At 68.5% G+C, this 22,199-nt stretch carries 18 protein-coding genes and 1 pseudogene; 5 read left to right on the top strand and 14 right to left on the bottom strand.

The annotated features are described in order from the left end of the window. Window positions 1-518: 518 nt before the first annotated feature. The 7 genes from VD964_RS09085 to VD964_RS09055 form a co-directional block, all read right to left on the bottom strand. Window positions 519-1,247, bottom strand: a complete 729-nt coding sequence (locus tag VD964_RS09085; protein ID WP_324867760.1) for a helix-turn-helix domain-containing protein — start codon at window positions 1,245-1,247, stop codon at window positions 519-521. A 156-nt stretch (window positions 1,248-1,403) separates the two neighbouring features. Next, window positions 1,404-1,826: a response regulator transcription factor gene (locus VD964_RS09080; protein WP_324867758.1), complete on the bottom strand. Its 423-nt coding sequence runs from the start codon at window positions 1,824-1,826 to the stop codon at window positions 1,404-1,406. A gap of 124 nt (window positions 1,827-1,950) precedes the next feature. Next, on the bottom strand, window positions 1,951-2,655 hold the full coding sequence (locus VD964_RS09075) for a response regulator transcription factor (protein WP_324867756.1): 705 nt from the start codon (window positions 2,653-2,655) through the stop codon (window positions 1,951-1,953). After that, window positions 2,645-4,231 (bottom strand): PAS domain S-box protein, encoded by a 1,587-nt coding sequence (locus VD964_RS09070; RefSeq protein WP_324867754.1) that lies wholly within the window; start codon window positions 4,229-4,231, stop codon window positions 2,645-2,647. Before VD964_RS09070 ends, VD964_RS09075 begins: the two co-directional genes overlap by 11 nt. A 73-nt stretch (window positions 4,232-4,304) precedes the next feature. Continuing rightward, the gene (locus VD964_RS09065) at window positions 4,305-5,381 is read right to left on the bottom strand and encodes a UV damage endonuclease UvsE (RefSeq protein ID WP_324867752.1); all 1,077 of its coding nucleotides are present in this window, start codon (window positions 5,379-5,381) and stop codon (window positions 4,305-4,307) included. Between the two features lie 90 nt (window positions 5,382-5,471). Continuing rightward, the gene (locus tag VD964_RS09060) at window positions 5,472-6,140 is read right to left on the bottom strand and encodes a hypothetical protein (RefSeq protein ID WP_324867749.1); all 669 of its coding nucleotides are present in this window, start codon (window positions 6,138-6,140) and stop codon (window positions 5,472-5,474) included. A 12-nt stretch (window positions 6,141-6,152) separates the two neighbouring features. Further along, on the bottom strand, window positions 6,153-6,986 hold the full coding sequence (locus tag VD964_RS09055; protein ID WP_324867747.1) for a helix-turn-helix domain-containing protein: 834 nt from the start codon (window positions 6,984-6,986) through the stop codon (window positions 6,153-6,155). Between the two features lie 767 nt (window positions 6,987-7,753). On the opposite strand from VD964_RS09055, the gene VD964_RS09050 reads away from it, so the two are divergent. From VD964_RS09050 to VD964_RS09035, 4 genes are all read left to right on the top strand, one after another. Next, complete coding sequence (locus tag VD964_RS09050; protein ID WP_324867745.1) at window positions 7,754-8,944, top strand: plasmid replication protein; 1,191 nt, start codon at window positions 7,754-7,756, stop codon at window positions 8,942-8,944. A gap of 113 nt (window positions 8,945-9,057) precedes the next feature. Beyond that, window positions 9,058-9,618 (top strand): sugar O-acetyltransferase, encoded by a 561-nt coding sequence (locus VD964_RS09045; RefSeq protein WP_324867743.1) that lies wholly within the window; start codon window positions 9,058-9,060, stop codon window positions 9,616-9,618. Window positions 9,619-10,182: 564 nt separating this feature from the next. Then, complete coding sequence (locus VD964_RS09040; RefSeq protein WP_324867741.1) at window positions 10,183-11,529, top strand: hypothetical protein; 1,347 nt, start codon at window positions 10,183-10,185, stop codon at window positions 11,527-11,529. A gap of 31 nt (window positions 11,530-11,560) precedes the next feature. Then, window positions 11,561-12,625 carry a TAXI family TRAP transporter solute-binding subunit gene (locus tag VD964_RS09035; RefSeq protein WP_324867739.1) on the top strand — a complete coding sequence of 355 codons (1,065 nt, stop codon included), beginning with the start codon at window positions 11,561-11,563 and terminating at the stop codon, window positions 12,623-12,625. 4 nt (window positions 12,626-12,629) lie between these two features. Here the strand turns inward: VD964_RS09035 and VD964_RS09030 are convergent, their stop codons facing one another. From VD964_RS09030 to VD964_RS09005, 6 genes are all read right to left on the bottom strand, one after another. Then, complete coding sequence (locus VD964_RS09030; RefSeq protein WP_324867737.1) at window positions 12,630-13,433, bottom strand: ATP-binding cassette domain-containing protein; 804 nt, start codon at window positions 13,431-13,433, stop codon at window positions 12,630-12,632. Beyond that, a complete protein-coding gene (locus VD964_RS09025) occupies window positions 13,430-14,764 on the bottom strand; it encodes a sugar ABC transporter permease (protein WP_324867735.1) in 1,335 nt (444 codons plus the stop codon). Before VD964_RS09025 ends, VD964_RS09030 begins: the two co-directional genes overlap by 4 nt. Further along, window positions 14,764-15,804, bottom strand: a complete 1,041-nt coding sequence (gene xylF, locus VD964_RS09020) for a D-xylose ABC transporter substrate-binding protein (protein ID WP_324867733.1) — start codon at window positions 15,802-15,804, stop codon at window positions 14,764-14,766. Before xylF ends, VD964_RS09025 begins: the two co-directional genes overlap by 1 nt. A gap of 212 nt (window positions 15,805-16,016) precedes the next feature. Then, window positions 16,017-17,339 carry a xylose isomerase gene (xylA, locus tag VD964_RS09015; RefSeq protein WP_324867731.1) on the bottom strand — a complete coding sequence of 441 codons (1,323 nt, stop codon included), beginning with the start codon at window positions 17,337-17,339 and terminating at the stop codon, window positions 16,017-16,019. Beyond that, a complete protein-coding gene (gene xylB, locus VD964_RS09010) occupies window positions 17,336-18,793 on the bottom strand; it encodes a xylulokinase (protein WP_324867729.1) in 1,458 nt (485 codons plus the stop codon). The genes xylA and xylB overlap by 4 nt, the downstream gene beginning before the upstream one ends. Window positions 18,794-18,840: 47 nt before the next feature. Next, window positions 18,841-19,914 (bottom strand): LacI family DNA-binding transcriptional regulator, encoded by a 1,074-nt coding sequence (locus tag VD964_RS09005; protein ID WP_324867727.1) that lies wholly within the window; start codon window positions 19,912-19,914, stop codon window positions 18,841-18,843. Between the two features lie 294 nt (window positions 19,915-20,208). Between VD964_RS09005 and VD964_RS09000 the strand changes: the two genes are divergently transcribed. Then, entirely contained in the window at window positions 20,209-22,059 is a 1,851-nt protein-coding gene (locus tag VD964_RS09000) for a DEAD/DEAH box helicase (protein WP_324867725.1), read from the top strand. 21 nt (window positions 22,060-22,080) lie between these two features. Here the strand turns inward: VD964_RS09000 and VD964_RS08995 are convergent. Next, window positions 22,081-22,199: pseudogene (locus VD964_RS08995) on the bottom strand (IS110 family transposase); the annotation flags it as partial.

The raw sequence follows: 22,199 nt of genomic DNA, 5'->3' as shown, positions 1-22,199 counted from the left end.
TCTTGGCGAGCGGGATGCGGGCGTCGGCGGCGGCCAGCGCCGCGCTGCGGAAGATCAGGTCGACCTTCTCCTGCGGGTAGTCGGCAAAGCGCGCTTGCGCAGCCTTCACCCGGGATATCAGGGCGTTCAGGTCGGAGAGGGTCGTGACGGTCATGGTCATCATCCACTTGCTGTCCGCGAAGAACGCCGTGACGCCGTCGCGGTGATGGGTGCGGAAAGGCCGTGGGATGCACCGTTCAGGCACACCGCTGCAGTCCGGGACACTGAAGCGTCCGGCGCACGGCCAAGGTCTTGAATAAAGCGGTCGGGGTCAGTGCTTGTGAGTTCTTATGGGCTTTTCTCGGCCGTCATCCCCGCGGAGGCGGGGATCCAGGCTGATCGGCTTCTTGAGCCTTTGGAACGTCTGGATTCCCGCCTTCGCGGGAATGACGGCCGAGGAAGGCTCATGATGAGAGCGGATGCGAAGCGGTTCGAACTTCAAACGTCTCTCAGCAGGACTTACAAAAACTCGCAAATTCTCAGAAGCCGCCGGCGAGGTCGGCCAGGGCGTCGCGGTCCAGCAGGTCCAGCTTGCCGCCGACGAGGATGCGGATCAGGCGGGTCGACTTCAGCTTGGTCAGGGTGCGCGACACGGTCTCGGTGGTCAGGCCCAAATGGTCGGCGATGTCGCTGCGGCCCATCGGCAGGTCGATGGTCTGCTCGCCACCCTTGCGGTCGCTGAGGCGCAGCAGGAAGGTGGCGACCTTCTCGGCGGCCGACTTGCGGCCGAGCAGCACCATCTGGTCCTGCGCCGCGATCAGTTCCGAGGTGGTCGCCGACAGAAGCTTGCGGGCGAAGGCCGGCTGCGCGTCCATCAGGGCGTCCAGTTCCAGCCGCGGGATGCGCTGGATCGTGGTCGCCGTGACGGTTTCGGCGGTGTAGAGATACTGGGCGGCGAAGGCCAGCCCCATCATGTCGCCGGCCTGCAAGAAGCCGATGATCTGGCGCCGGCCGTCGGGGAGCATCTTGTAGAGGCGGACCATGCCGCTCATCACCCGGAACACCGAACCGGCCGCATCGCCTTCGCTGAACACCGTGGTCTCGCGCTCGTAGACCTTGGCGTGGCCCAGGCTGGCGAGCGGGTCGGCGGGGTTGCGCGGCTGGATGGCGGCACCCATGCCGGAGGCGGGGGAAATCGCCAGGGCGGAGACCAAGTAACCAGGAACGGCGCGGTTGGCGTGGGCGGCAATGGCGGCGTGCGTGGACATGGTGGCCTCGACCTTTTCGGTGCGGTGCGCTCCGGTTCGTTCCGGGGTGCATCTGATGGCCCGAAGCTATCGATCCGCCGCCGTCCTGTGCAGTTCGGTGATGTACCTAAGGAAGTTTGCGTACGTAAGTGTACCTACGTAGCGGACCGTATGGATTCAGGCGGCGGCGGCCGACGGCAGCAGGCCGTTCAGCATGTCGATCAATTGGTCCTCGTCGAACGGCTTCTCCAGCACGGCCACCACGCCGGCTTCCTTGGCACGGGCGAAGGTCGCGGGATCGCCGCGCCCGGACACCATGATCACCGGCATGCCGTGCAGATCGCCGCCATGGCGCTCCAGGAACTCCAGCCCGCTCATCACCGGCATGTGCAGGTCGAGAACCAGGCAGCCCTGCGGATTGCCGTCGAATGTGTCGAGGAATTCCCGGCAGGACGAGAAGTCCCGCACGTCGAAGGAGAAGGCTTCCAACAGGGCCTTCAGGGAGTCGCGGACCGGCTCATCGTCGTCGACGATGTGGACGATTCCGGCACCCGGCATTCCGCCCGGTCCGTTGCCCGGCTTGTTGCCCAGGTGATCCATGACAGCCTCCGAACTTCCATGCAGACAAGACGGCGCCGACAGTGCGGCGCGTCATGGAAGATAAAAGGCTGTGGAGGGCGCCGATATACGGACCATTGCGTATGCGGCGCGCTTTTGATGCAGATCACGCGCCGCCGGGGACCACGCCGGCGGCGATCGCCATCCGCACCAGGGTCGGCAGGCTGTCGGCCCGCATCTTTTCCATCACCCGCGCGCGGTGGATTTCCACGGTGCGCGGGCTGATCGACAGTTCGAAGGCGATGATCTTGTTCGACTTGCCGGCCACCAGCCAGCGCAGCACGTCCATTTCCCGCGGCGTCAGGGCGGCAAGGCGGTCCAGAACCTCCGGCGGGGCCGAAACGGCGGGCGGGGGTGCCGGCTGTTCCGCGACCGCGGCCGGCGAGGCGGCATCCGCGGTCCGGCTTTCCGCCGCGCGGGCAAGGGCGAGGGCGGAGCGCACGGCGGCGAGCAGCGCCTCCTCCTCGAACGGCTTCTCGACGAAATCGACCGCCCCCGCCTTCATGGCGCGCACGGCGAGCGGCACGTCGCCATGGCCGGTCATCACCACCACCGGGATGGCGTGGCCGCCGCGGGTCAGCCGTTCCTGCACGTCGAGGCCGCTCATCTGCGGCATCCGCACATCGACCAGCAGACAGCCGGGACGCGACGGAGCGCCGGACTCGAGGAATCCCAGCGGGGTGGAGAAGCTTTCCACCCGGAATCCGGCGCACTCCAGCAGGACTTCCAGGGAATCGCGGATGGCGTCGTCGTCATCGAGGATGAAGACGGTGAGGTCGGAGTCCGCAGCGGGCATGGCGTCAGCGGGCATCGCCGGCCTCCGGGACAGCATCCGGGCCGGCATCCCCACCGGAATCCGTTGCGGACAGCGGAACGGTGAAGGCGAAGCTGGCGCCCGATGCGGGCGGCGTCGCCATCGGCTCCAGCCACAGGCGCCCGCCATGGGCCTCGATGATGGAGCGGCAGATCGACAGGCCCAGCCCCATGCCGCTGCTCTTGGTGGTGACGAAGGGCTGGAACAGCTGGGCGCGCACCGTCTCCGGCACGCCGGGACCGCTGTCGCTGACGGCAACGCGGCGGAAGGCGGGCTCGCCCGGTTCCGAGCCGGTGTGGACGGTCAGCACCCGCTGCGCTCCTGCCGGGGTTCCCTGCGCCATCGCCTCGATCGCATTGCGGACGAGGTTGAGGATCACCTGCTGGACCTGGACCTTGTCGATGAGCACCAGCGGGTCGGCGGCATCGAAGTCGAAGCGCACATGAAGCTCCCGCTCCTTGGCGCCGACGAGTGCGAGCGCGCTCGCCTCCTCCACCACCTTGTTGAGCGGCTCGACGGAGCGGTGGGTCTTGCCCTTTTCGATGAAGCTGCGCAGGTGGCGGATGATCTGGCCGGCGCGGGTCGCCTGGGCGCTCGCCTTGTCGACCATGTCCATCGCCTTGGACACCGTTTCCGGCCGTTCCATCAGCCGCTTGGCCGCCTTGGCGTAGTTGATGACCGCGGTCAGCGGCTGGTTCAGCTCGTGCGCCAGCGTCGAGGCCATCTGGCCCATGGCGCTGACCCGGCTGACATGCAGCAATTCCGACTGAAGCTCCTGCAGACGCCGTTCGGTGGCCTGGCGTTCGGTCAGGTCGCGGACGAAACCGGTGAAGCGGCGCTGGCCGGCCAGCAGCACCTCGCCCACCGCCAGTTCCATCGGGAAGACCGACCCGTCGCGCCGCTGGCCGGAGACGATGCGGCCGATGCCGATGATGCGGCGCTCCCCGGTCCGCCCGTAGCGCTCCAGATAGCCGTCATGCTGCTCGCGGTAGGGCGAGGGCATCAGCATGCTGATGTTGCGGCCGATCACCTCCGCCGCCGCATAGCCGAACAGCCGTTCGGCCGCCGGGCTGAAGGATTCGATCAGCCCCTTCTCGTCGATGACGATGATGGCTTCCGGCACCGTTTCCAGGATGGAGGTCAGGCGGGCCTCGCGCTCCCGCAGCGCCGCCTCCGCCTGCTTGGCCGCGGTCAGGTCGCGGATGATGCCGATATAGACGGGGGCGCCGTCCTGGCTCGCCTCGCCGATCGACAGATCCATGGGGAAGCGGGAGCCGTCCTTGCGCAGGCCGGTCACCTCGCGCCCGATGCCGATGATCCGCCGCTCCCCCGTCCGGTGGTAGCGTTCCAGATAACCGTCATGCTCCTCCCGATAGGGCGGCGGCATCAGCATCTTGACGTTGCGGCCGATCACCTCGGCGGCGGTCCAGCCGAACAGGCGCTCGCAGGCAGGGTTGAAGGTCTTGATCCGGCCCCGGTCGTCGATGATGACGATCCCGTCGGGCACGGTGTCCAGCATCGCCTGCAACTGCGAAAGCGCGTCCAGGTTTTCATCCCGGATGTCGTCGGCCACGTCAAAACCCTCATATGAAATCAATCGGCTGTCATCCGTCTCCGCCAACAGAGTAGTTGAGTACAACCGTCGGTCAAGGCTGCCGATCGGGCGAGGCGGCCACGGCCCCGCTGCCGAGGGCGTCCAGCTCCAGATCGTCGACCGCGAGGTTCTTGGCCTTTGCCTCCACCTCGAAATCGGCCCAGGAGAGATGGTCGGCCACCAGCCGGTTGACGGCACGGTTCCACATGCGCTGAGAATGGGCCCGCAGATCCTTCGTCGTCAGCCCGCGCGCCGCCAGCGCGGCATAATCCGGCAGGCTGTCCGCCGGCCAGTCCGCCAGCAGATCCTCGCGCGACACGCTGATATGGGCGACGGGACGCACCCCGCGCCAGGAGCCGATGACGGCGGCGATGCGCGGATCGTCGGGTCGCAGATACTCCCCTTGCGTGCGGACCCAATGATGGTGGAGGTCGAGAACGATCGGCACGGCGTCGGCCAGCGGCAGCAGGTCGTCCAGGCCGAAGGACATCTCGTCGTTCTCGACGGTCAGCAGGTTGCGGACATCCTCCGACAGCAGGGCAAGGCCGCGGCGGAAACCGGCGATCCCCTCCCCACGCCCGCCGCCATGGATGTTGACATGCACGCCCCGCGGGTGCCAGCCGCCGGCCAGCCCCATCATCCGCAGAATGTCGGCATGGTATTCCAGCTCCGCCACCGAATTGTCGAGTGTGGACGGGTTGGCGCTGTTCAGCACGCAATACTGGTCGGGGTGCAGCCCGATGCGAATTCCCGCCTCCATCGCCTTGCGGCCGGCATGCTCCAGCCCGCTCCGCACCAGTGCCTGGACGCCGGGCTGGCGGTAGAGCGGCCGTCCGATCTCGTGCGTGTAGGCAGGCAGCAGCCCGCTGTTGACGCGCAGCAGGCGGCGGTAGGCCGGATGCCGAGCAACCTCGTCCAGTTGCAGATGCAGGGCCAGCAGGTTGCGGCGCAGCACCTCCGTCAGCTTTTCCTCGGCACGGGCCGGACCCAGCTTGCTCAGCGTCGCGATGGTGACGGTGCCGGGATTCATGCGCTTGGCAAGTCCCGCGTCGCCATCGGGCGGCACATACTGGCAGCACCAGCCGAAGCGGGGGGCGGAGGAGGACGGGATCGGAGAGCTGTCGGGCATCGGTCGGCAACGTGAAGCGGACGGGCCACTTGATATGGACCGCCGACACCCACCGTCCACCGGGGCCGTTCACCGTAGGGACCGGCGGGCTCACCCCATCCCGCCCATCCGGCGCAGCGCCCCGGTAGCGACCGCCTGCAGGCCCGTGCCGCCGGCATCCCGCGGGGCGGCCGCGGCGAGCGCGCCCAGCCGGTCGGCCAGCGCCCGTTCGGGTGCGCACAGGTCCTCGCACAGAGCCCGCATCTCCGCGATGGACGGACGCCATTTCCGGGTGCGGCGCCAGTTGCGGGCGGCGGCATCGATGACCCAGGCCGGGTATTCGCCCAGATCCTCGCCCCAGTCGAGCGCCATCATCCGCTCCACCTCGGGCGACAGCCCCTTGGCCGGGAAATGGCTGAGCAGCGTCAGCACGCGGCCGAGCAGATGGTCGCTGTCGGCAGGGGCCAGCACGGTGGCGTACAACTCCTCGAGGCTCCGGCGGGCGAGCGCAGCCTCGGCGGCGGTGATGCCGTCCGGCGGCGACCAAAGCTCGATCATGCCGTCGAAGCCGTCGTCGCCGAAGCGCGGGCGGCGGTCGGTCCGGCCCTGGGCCAGACGCTGCCGAAGCACGGGCGGCAGCGCGGCGGTCAGGCAGGCCTGCCGATTGGGCGCCGGCAGTGCCGGATCGAAAGCCGCTGCCAGGGAGGATGGGACCGTCGAGGATGGGGAGCGCGGCAGGGCGGTGATGGTGGCGGTGGCGCTTCTTTTAGGGGTGGTCATCGGTCTCCCCTTTTACGACCAGGAGGGGGTGGCTGTGCGCTGGCGCAGTTCCGCGGCGGCGGCGGCCCAGGCGCCCAGCCGCTGTTCGGCGGCAGCGGACGGACGGGTGGCTGGGGCGCTCACCGTCACGGAAGGCCGGTTGTGGGCGACCGGGGCCTTCCCCGCCGCGGCATCCTGCGCCAGCCAGGCCCGCCAGGCGGACGAGACGTCGCGGTAGCGGTAGCCATGGGCCCGGCAGCGCAGGATGAACCCTTCGACATGACGGCCGAGGTCGATTTCGGCGTGACGGGCCTTGGCCCAGGCAAGGTCGTCGGCGGTCGGCATCCAGTCCTCCGGAACCGTCTGCGCCTGACCGTGCCCGCCCGAAGCGAGCGAGTCTGGAATCTGTTTGGAATGGACCTGTTCCTGACTCGCCGGCGGACAGGGGCTGTGCATGTCCGAGTCATCCCTGTCGGCAGGCTGGACAGGGCGAGCGGAGACGGACTCCCGGTCGGAGCCCACGTCGGACTCCAGGGCGGCATCGACCGGGGTGAAGCGCAGGCGGTAGAGGCAGGACAGGCGGGCGCCGTCGCGGCCGCGGCGGTGCTCGACCCCGACCAGCCCGATGTCGCTCAGGCCCTGGATGATGCGGTTGATGGTGGGGCGCGAGCGCTTCAGCTTGGCGGCCAGCGTCGATTGCGACGGCCAGCACAGGCCGTCCTCGTCGGCGAAGGTGGCGAGCGCCGCCAGGACGGCGAAGCCGTCGGCGTCCAGGCCGGGATGGTCCAGCCACCAGGCGGGAATCCGCCCCCACCGCCTGGTATCGGGGAGATTTGCCGCTGATGCGGAAAGCGTTGGTGTGGGCATGGGGAAAACTCCGCGAGGCTTTGGGGCCGGCATGGATGGGGCCGGCGAACTTGCGCGAAGGATTCCGCCGGCTGCGGCAGCCGTCGAATCGCGGGCAAAAGGGACCGATTCGGTTGTGTCCCCTTCGCCCGCGGTTGTGTCCCATCGGCCCGCGCCTGTGTCGTCCTTGGTCGCGGATATGTCCCCTTTGGTCGCGCTTGGCTTGCGAATCGGATCCGATCCCGTTTGCCCGCGCTTTGCCGGCGACCGGCGCTGTCCGCGCCGCCACGGGCTGTCCCACTTGCCCGCGGTTTGAGGCCATGGTCTGCGGTCCGGACTGCGGACTGTTTCGTGGAAGACGGCCGCCGGCCAGCCTCGCCGGCCGGATCTGTCCCATTTGCCCGCGCTTCGCGGTTCGGCCGGGCGCATCACGGGATTTGCTGTGTCCCCAATGCTCGCGTTTGGGAGTCATCCGGCGCCCGGGCTGTCCCATTTGCTCGCGCTTCGTGGCGCCATGGCGAGAATCCGCGACCCCGAGTCTCTGTCCCGTTTGCTCGCGTTTCGCCGAATCGTCGCGCGATTCGCACGGATGCGGTCCACCCGACGCCCGCAGAGCGGCGCCATCCGATGGTTAGCGGACGAAGCGCGGGCATTCGGGACACAGGCGCGGGCATTTCCTACACAAGCGCGGCCAAACGGGACACAGGTCTGCAGGCGGACTCCGCCCTGCCGGTTGCCTCCGTCCGACGGCACCTCCTATCGTGGCCTTTGGCGAGGAGGGATGAGCCATGAGCAAGGCGAACGCGGTCCAGCTGACTCTGTTTGAGATGGAGGACCGCAGTCAGTCCCATATGATCGCGCTTTACGACACGGCGCCGCGATTCGTCTTCGTGTCCAAAGGCCGGGGGACGGAGCCGGAGCTGCCGGCCGCCAACGCGTTCGTCCAGTCGGTCCACAAGGAGTTTCCCTTCAAGGACGCCCTGTTCACGCTGACCCTGCAGCCCGCCCGCATCTACCGCCCGGCCAAACCCGGCCCTGGCGAGGATCCGGCCGACAAGCGGATGGTCGAGTATGAGGTGTTTCCGTCCGAGCGCGAGCAGATCGTCGAACAGGTGGTGCGCCGCCTCGCCATGGACCGTTCGCGGCTGTCGCTGATGGGCGACAAGCAGGACCGGGTGCGCGTCCATTTCTCGCTTTATGAGATCCGGCGGGAGTTGCGCGCGGTCAACCGCACGATGGACACGGCGGAGATCCGCGAGGCGTTGGAGATCCTGGCGCGCACGCGCATGATCATCAGCAAGGTGCCGGAGAACGGCCGCAAGTCGGCGCGGCCGGTGCTGGAATCCTCGGTCTTCCCCACGCTCTACATCCGTCCGCGCACCGGCGAGGGCGGCGAGGAGGACGAGAACGACACCTATCTGGAATTCAACGCGCTGGTCGCCTCGGCCATCCGCAACCTGGAATTCAAGCCGATCTCCTATCAGTGGATCATGCGGCTGAAGAGCCCGGTGGCGCGTTGGCTCTACAACCGGCTGTCGATCGAATATGGCGATCTCGATCTGGCCCGCCTGCCCGACGGGGTGCACAGCGTCCCGCCGATGATCCTGTCCGCCGACGACATCATCAACAACAGCGGCATGAACGAGTGGAGCCGGCGGCGCGACACGCTGCGCACCGTGACCTCCGCCGTCGATTCCCTGGTCGAGGAGGGCATTCTCGACCGGGTGGAGAAGACGGTGTCGAAGGACGGGCGGCGCATCAACGACATCGAATACATCATGATGCCGAGCCAGAAATTCCTGGATCAGGTCCGCCGCGGCAACGACGTGCAGGAGGCGAACGCCGCCACCTATCGTGCCATCGCCGGCAGCGACGAGCGCCCGAAGGAGTTCCTGCCCATCACCCCCGGCCAGAGCGTCGAGGTCCGCCGCCGCCGCGGCAACCTGCTGGGCACCCGCTCCGGCCAGGGCGAAGGCTGACCCATCCTCAAGCGTTCGCGCATCACTTTTCGACATCTGCTCTAATCGGGCGCCCATGGCGGACAGCAATCGGAAATTGCCGCCGGACGAGCGAATGATGCGGAGGATGAGCGATGCAGACGTCCGATGGACGCAGCGAAAAGGACAAGATGCTGGCCGGCGATCTCTATGACGCCTCGGCTCCGGAGATCCAGGCCGACCAGGCCGCCGCCAAGGAGTGGATGGTCCGCTACAACGCCGCACTCGCCCTGCCGCCCGGCGAAAGGCGCAAACTGCTTCTGGAGCGCTTCGCCGCGGTGGGCGAAGGGGCCGTCATTCGCCCGCCCTTCCATTGCGACTATGGCTACAACATCAGCCTCGGCGCCGGGGTCTTTCTCAACTTCAACTGCGTCATCCTGGACGTCGTGGCGGTGAGCATCGGCGACAGGACGCAGATCGGACCGGGGGTCCAGATCCTGACCGCCGACCATCCGCGCGACTTCGCCGCCAGGGAGGCCGGGCTGGAGTTCGGGCGGCCCATCCATATCGGCCGCAATGTCTGGATCGGCGGCGGCGCGCTGATCCTGCCCGGGGTCACCATCGGCGATGATGCCATCGTCGGCGCCGGCAGCGTGGTGACGCGCGACGTTCCGGCCGGAGCGACGGTGATGGGAAACCCGGCGCGGATCCGGTGATCCGTTTCTTCGCGGGCGGGGGGCCCGGACCGGTGGCGGCACCCCGTTCCGGCGGAGCACCCTGCCGCCGGTGCCGGCGCTTGTCCATCCGATCCTTATGCGAATATTACGAAGTAATCCACCCTTTGCCGCAAAGCGGAAAAAGACCCCTACGGGATGGTTGTTTTTCTTCTGTTACATCATAGAATAAAACGATCGTGGCCGGCCGTTCAGATAATAAATAATTCGAAACAACTCGCGGCGGAAATCAACGTCGCATGTCTTTCAAAAGTCCCGGAATGCACCCCGTCGTCAGGACGGGTCTAAGGGGATTTTGTCAGGGAGGATGCCGCCATGCGAGAAACGCAGTCCGGTTCACTGCGCCGTTTTCTGCATCGTGCCGATGTTCTCCGACGCGGAGACAGATGGGAAAGCGCACGCTCTTTACTTCCCGTCACAGGCGGCGTCCGGCCTTGTTTTGCCGTACTGGGTGTGCTTGCACTTCCCCTTCAACCGGCCGACGTGTCCGCCCGGCTCAACCCTGATGCCTTCGAGACCGGCTGCTGCCTCGTGCGGACCGGTGCGATGGAGGGACCTGCGGACAACACGCTGGAATCCTGGCTCGGCGCGCGGGAGAAGGCGCCCGCCCCCATGCCGCAGGCGGAGGCGGCGCCCACCCGGACGATGGTGATCCAGAAGGGAAACGAGGCGGAGACGGATTGGCGGCTGATCCCGTTCATCGCGGCACAGGCATCCGGCGGCATTCCGGGACAGCCCACCCTGCTGTCCATCGCCGTCACCTCGCCCTATGGGCAGCCGAACCCGCAGCATGAGGCGATCACCTATGTGCTGATCGACGATCTGCCACCGGGGACCACCCTGTCGAGCGGCGACAAGATCGCCGACGACACGTGGCGGGTGCGGCTGGAGGAATTGCCCGGTCTCACCATGACCCTGCCGCCCGAGACGGCGGGCAGTGTGACGCTGCACCTCACCGCGGTGACCGATCACGGCGGCGGCGTGATCGCCAAGCAGGCCCGGGATTTGACGATACCGATCCTGGCGGCGGCCACCGAGACCGCCGCAGCCGAGACCGCCGCAGCCCACAGCGCCGCCACGCCGGAACCGGGCGGTACCCCGCCGCCCGCCCAGGGCGGTTCGTCGCAGAGCATCGAGACCGCAGCGCTTGGCGACAGGACCGAACCGGACCCGGCGGTATCCGGACAGTCGGCCCCGCAGGCAGCGCCGGAGCCGTCCGGAAGCGACGCCGTTGCACCCGCGCCTGCCCCCATCGCGGAGGCGGCGCCCGAACCTGCGCCGGAACGGGCGCCGGAACAGCCGGTCGCGGCGGCAGTCGTGCCGGTATCGGCTCCTGCCCCGGTGACGGCACCGGAGATCGTCCCGGAAATGCCGATAATCGCCGCCACCCTGCCTTCCGTCGATGCGCCGGCGGCCGTTCAGCCGGCCGCGGCCTCCCCGTCCCCGTCCCCGCCCGCTGCCCCGCCGGAGCCGGCGGTCATCGCACCTGTCGCCACGGTCGCTGTGGCAGCCCTTCCGCCGGTTGCCGCCCCGCCGCCGGCCCCGGAGCGGGCGCAGCCTCGGGAGGCGGCGGTGCAGCGTCCGGCGCGGCTCCCCTCCGCCATTGCGGAGACGACATTGATGAAGCGGGGCGACGACCTGTTCGCGCAGGGCGATCTGGCGGGCGCGCGGCTCTATTACGAGATGGTCGCCGAGACTGGCAATGCGGCGGCGGCCCTGGCGCTCGGCCGGACCCACGATCCGCTGGTGCATGAGCGGCTGCGCGTCCGCGGGCTTCCATCCGATCCCGAACAGGCCGCGGTCTGGTACCGCCGGGCGGTCGCCGCCGGCAGCGGCGACGCGGAACAGCAACTGCAAAAGCTGACAGTCTGGCTCGCCGGCAAATCCAGGTAGCAAGATGTCGGGAACCAGGGAGGGATCCATCATGAAGGCATCGATCGTCCGCATTCTTCTTCTGGGAGCGTGCCTGTTCGCGGGCACCGTTTCTCCGGCATATGCTGCCGATCCGCGCGGCGTCGGCGCCAACAGCGGGACCGTCGGCATCGTGTCGGGCGGGGTCGAGGGGACCTATGTGCGCATCGCCGCCGATCTGGCCGCGGTGCTCGACGACGGCGACGCATTGCGCGTCCTGCCGATGCTGGGCAAGGGGTCGGTCCAGAACCTCAAGGACATCGTTCTGCTGAAGGGGATCGACGTCGGCATCGTCCAGTCCGACGTGCTGGCCTATGCCAAGCGGGAACGGCTTCTGCCCAACCTGGACCGGCGCGTCAAATACATCACCAAGCTCTACAACGAGGAAATGCACATCCTGGCGGCCCCCGACGTGACGCGCATCGAGGATCTCGCCGGGCGCAAGGTGAACTTCGACGTGCAGGGAAGCGGCACGCACATGACGGCGTCGCTGGTCTTCGACATGCTGGGCATCAAGGTGGAGCCGCAGGGCAACGACCAGTCCCTGGCGCTGGAGAAGCTGCGGCGGGGCGAGATCGCGGCCATGGCCTATGTCGCCGGCAAGCCGACCCGCCTGTTCCGCGACCTGAAGGCGGGAGACGGCCTGCATTTCCTGTCGATCCCCATGAGCGCGGCCCTGCTCGATACCTATCTGCCGTCACGCCTGACCAGCGCCGATTATGAGGGGCTGATCAAGCCCGGCGAACAGGTCGACACCGTCGCCGTCGGTGCCGTCATGGCCGTCTATGGCTGGGAACGCGACCTGGAGCGGCACCGCAAGGTCGCCCGCTTCGTCGATGCCTTCTTCGGCAAGTTCGACGAGTTCCTGAAGCCGCCGCGCCATCCGAAATGGAAGGAGGTCAATCTGGCCGCCGACGTGCCCGGCTGGACCCGCTTCGAGCCCGCCGAGCAGTGGCTGCGCCAAGGGGCAGCCCAGGGAGCAGGCGGCAGGACGGCTGACGGAAAGACGGCCATGAAGGAACTCCAGCCCGCCACGCTGGTGTCGTCGCCGGTACCGCGCGGCGAGCCCGCGCGTTGACCGGTCAGGCGGCGGCGCCCGGTCCGGGAACGGCACCCGGCGGGCATTTGCCGAGGATGATCATCCCCAGCACCTCGTCCTTCGTCACGTCGGATACGCGGGCGGTGCCGACCAGCTTGCCGTTCTTCATCACATGGATGCGGTCGGCCAGATCGAACACGTCATGGATGTCGTGGGAGATCAGGAAGATGCCGATCCCTTCCTGCTTCAGCTGCTTCACCAGCTCGCCCACCTGCTGGGTTTCGGCGGGACCCAGCGCGGCGGTCGGTTCGTCCATGATCAGGACGCGTGCGTCGAAATGGATGGCGCGGGCGATGGCGACCGATTGGCGTTGGCCGCCCGACAGCGCCTTCACCGGCTCCTTGAAGCGGCGGAAATGCGGGTTCAGGCGGCCCATCACCTTGCGCGCCTCCGCCTCCATCGCGTGATCGTCCAGCGTGCCCCAGGGGGTCAGCTTCTCCCGGCCGAGGAAGATGTTGGCGGCGGCGTCGACATTGTCGGCGAGCGCGAGGGTTTGATAGATCGTCTCGATGCCGCAACGCTTGGCGTCGCGCGGGCTGGTGAGGTGGACAGGCTCGCCATTCACCCGGATCTCGCCATGGTCGGCGGCATAGGCGCCGGACAGGATCTTGATCAGCGTCGATTTGCCGGCGCCGTTGTGGCCGAGAAGCCCGACCACCTCGCCGGGGTAGAGGTCGATGCTGACGCCGTCCACCGCCTTGATGCCGCCGAAGGCGATGGAAACGTCGCGCATCTCGACCAGCGGGCGCGTTGCCGCCAGCGGTTCCGACGTGGCGAGAGCGGTCATTTGAGCCCCCTGCGATAGAGCGTGTCGACATAGACCGCGGCGACCAGGACGAGGCCGACGACGATGTTCTGCATCGGCGCGTCCACCCCCAGCAGCACCATGCCCGACTGCAGCGACTGCATCACCATGGCGCCTAGCATCGCCCCCAGGATGGTGCCGACGCCGCCGGCCATGGAGGTCCCGCCGATGATCGCCGCGGCGATGACGTACAGCTCGTCCAGCGTGCCGTTGGCGTTGGTGGCGGCATTCAGCCGGGCGGTGGCGATGCAGGCGGACAGGCCGCACAGCGCGCCCATCAGCCCGAACACCATCACCAGGACCCGTTTGGTGTTGATGCCCGACAGCTCCGCCGCCTCCGGATTGCCGCCGATGGCGAAGACATAGCGGCCGAAACGGGTGCGCCGCGACAGGAAGGTGACCCCCACCCCCACCGCCAGCGCGATCAGCACCGGAATCGCGAAGCCGTGGGCCACGAAGGGAAGCCCGCCGTCGGTGGCCAGAAGCTGGGATGTCCCCTGCGCCTCCATCATCCGGCGCACGACCGGGATGGGAAGCGGATAGGAATTGACCACCATCACCGCGCCGGCGATGGCAGCGGCGACCAGCAGGATCACCACCCCTTCCGCCCACAAGGGCCGGACGGGAAAGCCGAAGCCGGCACGCCGCCGTCGGGTCATCAGGATGGCCGCGACCGACAGCAGGATGGCGGCGATGCCGACCGCCCAGCTGGGGCCGGCGCCGATGGCACCCTCGAACCCGCCGCCCAGCCGCTTGAACAGCCCGTCCATCGGCGCCACCGTCTGGCCGGTCGTTACCCACCAGGCGGCACCGCGCCAGACCAGCAGTCCGCCCAACGTGACGATGAAGGACGACACGCCGAGATAGGCGATGACGGCGCCCTGCAGCGCTCCCACGGCGCCGCCGACGGCGGTCGCCGCCATCACCGCCACCACCCAGGTCAGCGGATGGTCGAAGCCCCAGATCTCCGGCAGGATGCGGGCCTGGAGCACGCCCACCACCATGCCGGTGAAGCCCAGGATGGAGCCCACCGACAGGTCGATGTTGCGGGTGACGATGACCAGCACCATGCCCGTCGCCATCACCGCGATGGATGCGGTCTGCACCGACAGGTTCCACAGGTTGCGCGGGGTCAGGAAGGCGCCGCCGGTCAGGATGTCGAAGCCGATCCAGACGACGGCCAGCGCCCCGATCATCCCGACCATGCGGGTGTCCAGCTCCAGCGCGCGCAGGGCGTCGCCGATGCCGGCCCGCCGTCCGGCCGGGGCCTCCGGAGAGGATGCTGGGGACAGGGTGGTGGACGGCTCCGCCATCAGTTGCAGACCTTGACGCTGCCGGGCTTCACGCCCTGGCAGACGACGTCCTTGGTGACCCAGCCGGCATCGACCACGAGGTCGAGATTGTCCTTGGTGATGGCGACCGGGGTGAGGAACAGGGAGGTCATCTTCTGCTTCTTCGGTCCGCCGTCGAAGCTGGTGGCGCCGGCGATCTCGGTCATCTTCTTGCCGCCGGCCAACTCCATGGCGATCTCGGCGGCGCGGCGGCCAAGCTCGCGGGCGTCCTTCCACACCGACACCGTCTGGGTGCCGAGCGCGATGCGGTTCAGCGCCGCCTTGTCGCCATCCTGGCCCGACACCGGAACGGTCCCGGCCAAGCCCTGCGCCGCCAGCGCCGCGACGGCGCCGCCGGCGGTGCCGTCGTTGGAGGCGACCACGGCATCGACCTTGTTGCCGGTCTTGGTCAGGATCTGCTCCATGTTCTGCTGGGCGATGGCGGGCAGCCATTTGTCGGTGTAGGCCTCGCCGATGTTCTTCACGTCACCGCGGTCGATGGCGGCCTTCAGCACCTCCATCTGGCCGGCGAACAGGAAGTCGGCATTCGGATCGGTGGAGCTGCCCTTGATGAAGGCGTAATTGCCCTTGGGCTTCATCGCGAAGACGCTGCGCGCCTGCAGCCGGCCGACCTCCTTGTTGTCGAAGGTGATGTAGAAGGCCGACGGGATTTCGATCAGGCGGTCATAGCCGACGACCGGGATGCCCTCCGCCGCCGCCTTCTCCACCGCCGGGCGGATGGCGTCGCCGTCCTGTGCCAGGATGATCAGCGCCTGGGCGCCACGCGAGATCAGCGATTCGATGTCCGACAGCTGCTTGGCCGGCGAGGACTGGGCGTCGGCCGACAGGTATTTGCCGCCGGCCTTCTCGATCACCGCCTTGATCGCCGCCTCGTCGGTCTTCCAGCGCTCCTCCTGGAAGTTGGACCAGGAGACGCCGACGGTGGTGCTGGCGGCGAGAGCAGTGGTGGCGGCCAGAGTCATGAACAGACCGGCGGCTGCTGCGGTGAGGCGGTGCTTCATCGTGTTTCCTCCCTGTGTGGCCGTCCTGGGGCGGCCTTGTTGATCGACGTGAAGTCTCCGATTTCCCCCTCTCCCCCCCGGGGAGAGGGTCGGGGTGAGGGGGATGCACATGCTGGATTTTTGTCGAAGGGCCGCGATGCGACCCCCTCACCCTAACCCTCTCCCCGGGGGGGAGAGGGGACTTGGTACGGGGATTGTTGGACCATCCCCATTCAAACGTACCGGTTGACGACGTTCTCCAGATACTCCTGCCGGCCGGAGCGGGGCTGGGGGTTGAGGCCCGAGGTCAGCGCCCGGTCGGCGAGCGTGGCGAGGTCGCGTCCGCCGGACAGGATCGCCTGTCCCTCCGCGCCGTCCCAGCCGGCGTAGCGTTCGGCCAGCGGTTTGGTCAGGGCGCCGTCCTCCAGCATCTGCGCCGCCTGCAGCAGGGCGCGGGCGCAACTGTCGATGCCGCCGATGTGGCCGTGCAGCAGGTCTGCCGGATCGAGCGACTGGCGGCGGATCTTGGCGTCGAAGTTCAGGCCGCCGGTGGTGAAGCCGCCGCCCTTCAGGATGTCGTGCATCACCACGGTCAGCTCGCCGATGTCGTTGGCGAACTGGTCGGTGTCCCAGCCCAGCAGCGCGTCGCCGCGGTTCATGTCGAGCGAGCCGAAGATGCCCAGCGCCAGCGCCAGCGCCACCTCGTGCTGGAAGCTGTGGCCGGCGAGGATGGCGTGGTTCTGCTCGATGTTCACCCGCACGTCGGCCAGCAGGTCGTAGCGCTCCAGGAAGCCGTAGACGGTGGCGACGTCGAAGTCGTACTGGTGCTTGGTCGGCTCGCGCGGCTTCGGTTCGATCAGGATCGGGCCGTCGAAGCCGATCTTGTGCTTGTGCTCCACCACCATCGCCAGGAAGCGGCCCATCTGGTCCAGCTCGCGCTTCAGGTCGGTGTTCAGCAGCGTCTCATAGCCCTCGCGACCGCCCCACATGACGTAGTTGGCGCCGCCCAGCGCATGGGTCGCCTCCAGCGCCGCGCGCACCTGCCCGCAGGCGTAGAGGAAGACGTCCGGATCCGGGTTTGTCGCCGCACCGGCCATGTAGCGGCGGTGGGAGAACAGGTTGGCGGTGCCCCACAGCAGACGGACCTTGGCGGTCTCCATCTTCGCCGCGAACAGCTCGGTGACGGTCTTCAGGTTGTCGGTGCTCTCGGCCAGCGTGTCGCCTTCCGGGGCGGCGTCGAGGTCGTGGAAACAGAAGAAAGGGATGTCGAGCAGGCGGAACATCTCGAAGGCGACGTCGGCCTTGGCGCGCGCGGCCTGCATCGGGTCCTGGCCGGGGCGCATCCACGGACGCTGGAAGGTCTCGCCGCCGAAGGGGTCGCCGCCCGGCCAGCAGAAGCTGTGCCAATAGCAGGCGGCCAGCCGCAGATGGTCCTCCATCCGCTTGCCCAGCACCACGCGGTCCTTGTCGTACCAGCGGTAGGACAGCGGGTCGCGGCTGTCCGGTCCGCGGAAGGTGACCGGGGACAGGTCGCCGAAGAAAGAGGCGGTGCTCACGACGCGAACTCCTTGGCAAGGGGGTAGAGCCGGCGCCAGCGCAGCCATGCCTGGCTGTACGCGTCGGCGCGGGCCGGATCGGGGGTGAAGGTTTCGAGGCGGCGGGGCTTGCGGCAGACGGTGGCCGGCGATTCTCCGGTCGCCGCCATGCGGCCGAGATGGGCGGCGCCCAGCGCCGCACCCATCTCGCCATCCTCGATGCGGTGGATGGTGACGCCCAGCACGTCGGCGCAGATGCGCGCCCACAGCCGCGAGCGGGAGCCGCCGCCGGCAAGATCGAGAGACGCGGGAGCGCCGGCCCCCTCTCCCAGCGCCACGAGATTGTCGCGGGCGGCGAAGGCGACGCCTTCCAGAACCGCCTGCACCAGCGCGTCGCGGCCGGTCTCCGCCGACAGGCCGGCGAACAGGCCGCGCACGGTGGCGTCGTTGTGGGGGGTGCGCTCGCCCGACAGGTAGGGCAGGAAGGCGACCGGCGACGGGCCGTCCACCGCATCGCCGAGCGGAGCCAGCAACTCCGCCTCCGGTGTGCCGAGGGTGGAGGCGGCCCAGGCCAGCGAGGCGGCCGACGACAGCATGACGCCCATCTGGTGCCAGACGCCGGGCAGCGCATGGCAGAAGGCATGGACCGCCATCGCCGGGTTGGGCAGGAAACGGTCGGTCGTCCGCCACAGAACGCCTGAAGTGCCAAGGCTGAGGAAGCCATCGCCGGGCGTGATGGCGCCGAGCCCGACGGCGCTGGCGGCGCAATCCCCTGCCCCGCCCGCCACCACCGGCGGCTCCCGCATTCCCCAACGTCGGGCGAGATCGGGCGACAGCCGGGCGACCGCGTCGGAGCCTTCGGCCAGTTCCGGCATGTGGGCGCGGGTCATCCGGGTGGCGGCGAGCAGGTCGTCCGACCAGTCACGCAGCCCCACGTCCAGCCACAGCGTGCCGGAGGCGTCCGACATCTCCTCCACCATCGCGCCGGTGAAGCGCCAGCGCACATAGGCCTTGGGCAGCAGAACCTTGGCCAGCGCGGCGAAGACCTCCGGTTCCTCCTCCGCCACCCACAGCAGCTTGGGCGCGGTGAAGCCGGGCATGGCGATGTTGCCGCTGAGGGCGCGCAGCGTCGGGAGCGTTTCCTCCAGCGTCGCGCATTGGCGGTGGGAGCGGCCGTCATTCCACAGGATGGCGGGGCGCAGCACGCGGTTGTCGGCGCCCAGCAGGACCGCGCCATGCATCTGGCCGGAGAAACCGATGCCGATGACGGCGGCGAGCGCGGCCGGCTGGCGTTCCGCCAGTTCGTCGACGGCGGCGATGGCGGCGGCGACCCAATCCTCCGGCTCCTGCTCCGACCACAGCGGGTGGGGACGGGAAACGGTGCAGGGGCGCGATGCGCTGCCGGTAACGGCCCCGTCTGCGTCGGTCAGCACCGCCTTGACGCTGGAGGTGCCGATGTCGATCCCGAGAAACATGCCGGTCGACCTCTTCTGATGCCCTTCCGGGCTGGTTCCGATGCCCGTCAGGGCAGGTTGTCGCGCAGGATGACCTGGACCCGGATGTGTTCCTGCGCCGCGACGATCTCTTGGTCCGCAACCAGGGCGTGGAGCACCCGCGCCATCGAGCGCGCCTCGTGCCCCGGATCCTGGGCGACCAGGGCGGCGAAGGTGCCGTCCAGCAGCATGCGGCGGGTGGCGGGCGTCAGTTCATGGCCGACGCAGAGGATCTTGCGGGCGAGCCCGGCCTCGGCCAGCGCCTCGCCGATGCCGACGGAGCCTTCGCCGGTGTTGTAGATCGCCACCAGATCGGGCGTATCGGCCAGCATGCGGCGGACCAGATCGCGGTTGCGCTCGGGATCGTCGCGGCCCTCCACCGGGATCAGGCGGGTGAGGTGGGGATATTCCTCCGCCAGCACTTGCCCGAAGCCGAAGCGGCGTTCGGCATGGTCGCGCAGGCTGCCCGATCCGGTGACGATGCCGACCGAGCCGCCTGCCTCACCCTTGCCCGGCTCGCCATTCCGTGGCGGACCCAGGAAGCGGCCGACCAGAGACCCGGCGGTGCGGCCGGCGGCGATGTTGTCGATGCCGACATAATGCTGGCGCCGCGACGACGGGGCGTCCGACACCAGCGTCACCACCGCCATGCCGCCTTCCACCAGATCGTCGATGGCCGCCCGGATCCGTGGGTGGTCGAGCGCCACCAGCGCCACCGCATCGAAGCGTCCCGGCAGCCCGGCCAGTTCCGCCGCCAGGGTGTCGGCATCGAACACGTCGGTCTCGATGATCTCGACTGCGATGCGCCGTGCGCGAAACCAGTCGGCCTGGGCGCGGACATTGTCGGCGATGTCCATCATGAAGCGGTTGCCGCCGCCGGGCAGGACGACGGCAAAGCGCCAACTGCGCGACCGCGCCAGCTCCGCCGCAGCCGCCAGCGGGCGGAAGCCCAGCCGCTGCACCGCCTCATGCACCTTGAGCGCGGTCTTGGCGCTGACGCCGGGACGTCCGTTGATGACCCGGTCCGCCGTGGCAAGGCTGACGCCGGCCGCCGCCGCCACGTCGCGCAGGGTCAGGGGTGCATCGTTGATTTGATTGTTCATGCTGCAAACCATATTCCGGCATCTTGAGGTGCGCAACTCAGATTTTGAGGTTCTGGCCTCTACTGGCCTTTCGGCTGAAGCATGGCAGAGCTTGGTACATGCTCTTTCAGGTACGCACATCAGACTGCGGCGGTTCGCCGGCATCATAGGGCTTATGCGGCGCGAATCGCTGCCCCCGACCGGAGACTGCGCTACTCCCGATGGGGTCCCTCACCTCCGATTGAACCCATGACCGGGGGACTCGCGGGAATTTAGGCTTGCTCCTCCCTCGTGCCACAACGAGAGCAGGGTTGAATGCCGCAGCTGAGAACCCATCAGCAACTGGTCAGCGCCATTGCCAACGCCATCGGCCAGCAGCAGACGGAGGTTCGCGACGTTCTGGCGGCGGTGACGCCCGGCGGGGGAAAATCGCTGCTGCCGGTCATCATGGCGGCGGCGCTGCACAAGGCGGGGCGGATCGACCGGGTGTGCTGGATCGTGCCGCGCGACAGCCTGCGCCAGCAGGCGGAGGAGGCCTTCGTCGATCCGCGCTGGCGCGAGGTGTTGGGACACAACCTTGCCCTGCGCGCGGCGGAGAACCGGCGCGACCTCTGCCGTGGGTTGGAGGGCTACGTCACGACCTATCAGGCGGTAGCCGCGGCGCCGGACCTGCACCTGCAGGAGTTCCGCCGTCACCGTTACCTGCTGGCGGTGGACGAACTGCATCATCTGCCGGCGGTGTTCGACACCGACCGCATGGCGGCGGTGGAGGAGGAAACCGCCTGGAGCCGGTCCATCCTGCCGCTTCTTGAGAATGCGTCGGCCCGGCTGCTGATGAGCGGGACGCTGGAGCGCGCCGACGGCCGTCCGATCCTGTGGCTGCCCTACCGCGCGCCGCAGGGAACCCGCAAGGTGCGGGAGATCGACTTCAAGGCGCCGGGCTGGGCGGTCGTCGGCTATTCCCGCCGGCAGGCGCTGGCCGAGAAGGCGATCCTGCCGGTCACCTTCGGCGCAATGGACGGGTCCGCCTCCTGGCTGGATGCGGAGCGGACGAACCGCTGGGTCGATGCCCTGTCCAAGGCGGGGGAGAACACGCGCGATGCCCTGTTCACCGCGCTGCGCACCGGCTTCGCCCAGGCGATGCTGCGCGAGGCCTACCGCTCCTGCCGGGAGCATCGGGCGAAGCGGCGGGCGGAACTGAAGCTGCCGCGCGGGCGCGACGATCCGGGGTTGGGCAAGCTGCTGGTGATCGCGCCGGACCAGGGGACGGCGCGCTTCTATCTGGAGACGCTGCAGGGCTGGATGCCGAAGGCGCAGGCCGGCCGCATGGCGCGCCTCGCCATTTCGGAATGCCGCGACGCGCAGGAGGTGGTCGCCGCCTTCCGCCTGCGGCCCGAACCGGCGGTGCTGGTCTCCGTCGCCATGGCCTATGAGGGGCTGGACGCGCCGTCCATCACCCATGTCGCTTGCCTGACGCATATCCGCTCGCGCCCCTGGCTGGAACAGGCCATCGCGCGGGCGACGCGGGTGGACCCCCATGGCGGCCCCTATGACCGGCAGCGGGCGCTGATCTACCACCCGTCCGACGCGCTGTTCGAGCAGTTCCGAACCATGGTGGAGACCCAGCAGGGCACCCGCGCCATGGTGAAGACCCGCCGTCCCCAGCAGGAGCTTCCCTTCGAGCGCAGCACGGACCGCGAGCCGGAGATCATCCCGCTGGAATCCAACGCCACCGCGCTCAGCTTCGCGGTGGTGGCGCCCGGCCCGGATTTCGGTGCACAGGGGCGCGATCCGGGAGAATTGCCGCTGACGCCGAGCGCCGCCGAACATCACCTGCGCCAGCGCATCGGCCAGCTGGTGGCGGCGCAGGTGATCGAGGACGAGGACAACAACCTCGTCACCGAGGGGCCGACCGGCTACCACATCTACAACGCCGTGCTGAAGCGGCTGATGAAGAAGGCGCGCTCCGAGATGACGCTGTCGGAGCTGGAGGCGACCGTCGGCTGGCTGGAGCGCAACCGGCTGTCCGACCATCGCCACCTGATCGCCGACGACCCGCAATTCCAGTGGTCCACCCGACGGCGGGGGGCGCACCGGGTCGGCTACGGGATGCATGCAACTCGCGGTGCCGCCAGAATCCCCTCTCCCCCCCGGGGAGAGGGTTAGGGTGAGCGACTGTCTGGCCTGTCAAGCTTCCACAGCGAGTCCGGCCCGAACTTCGCGGGCTTTGGCATTGAGCCTGACGAGGAGCTTTCTGGCGAGAGCGACGCGGATTGCCTTTTTGGGTTTTCCAGCGTCGCTCAACT

The sequence above is a fragment of the Azospirillum sp. genome (assembly GCF_035628975.1).
GTDB lineage: Bacteria > Pseudomonadota > Alphaproteobacteria > Azospirillales > Azospirillaceae > Azospirillum.
This window is presented reverse-complemented; position numbering and strand designations above follow the sequence as displayed.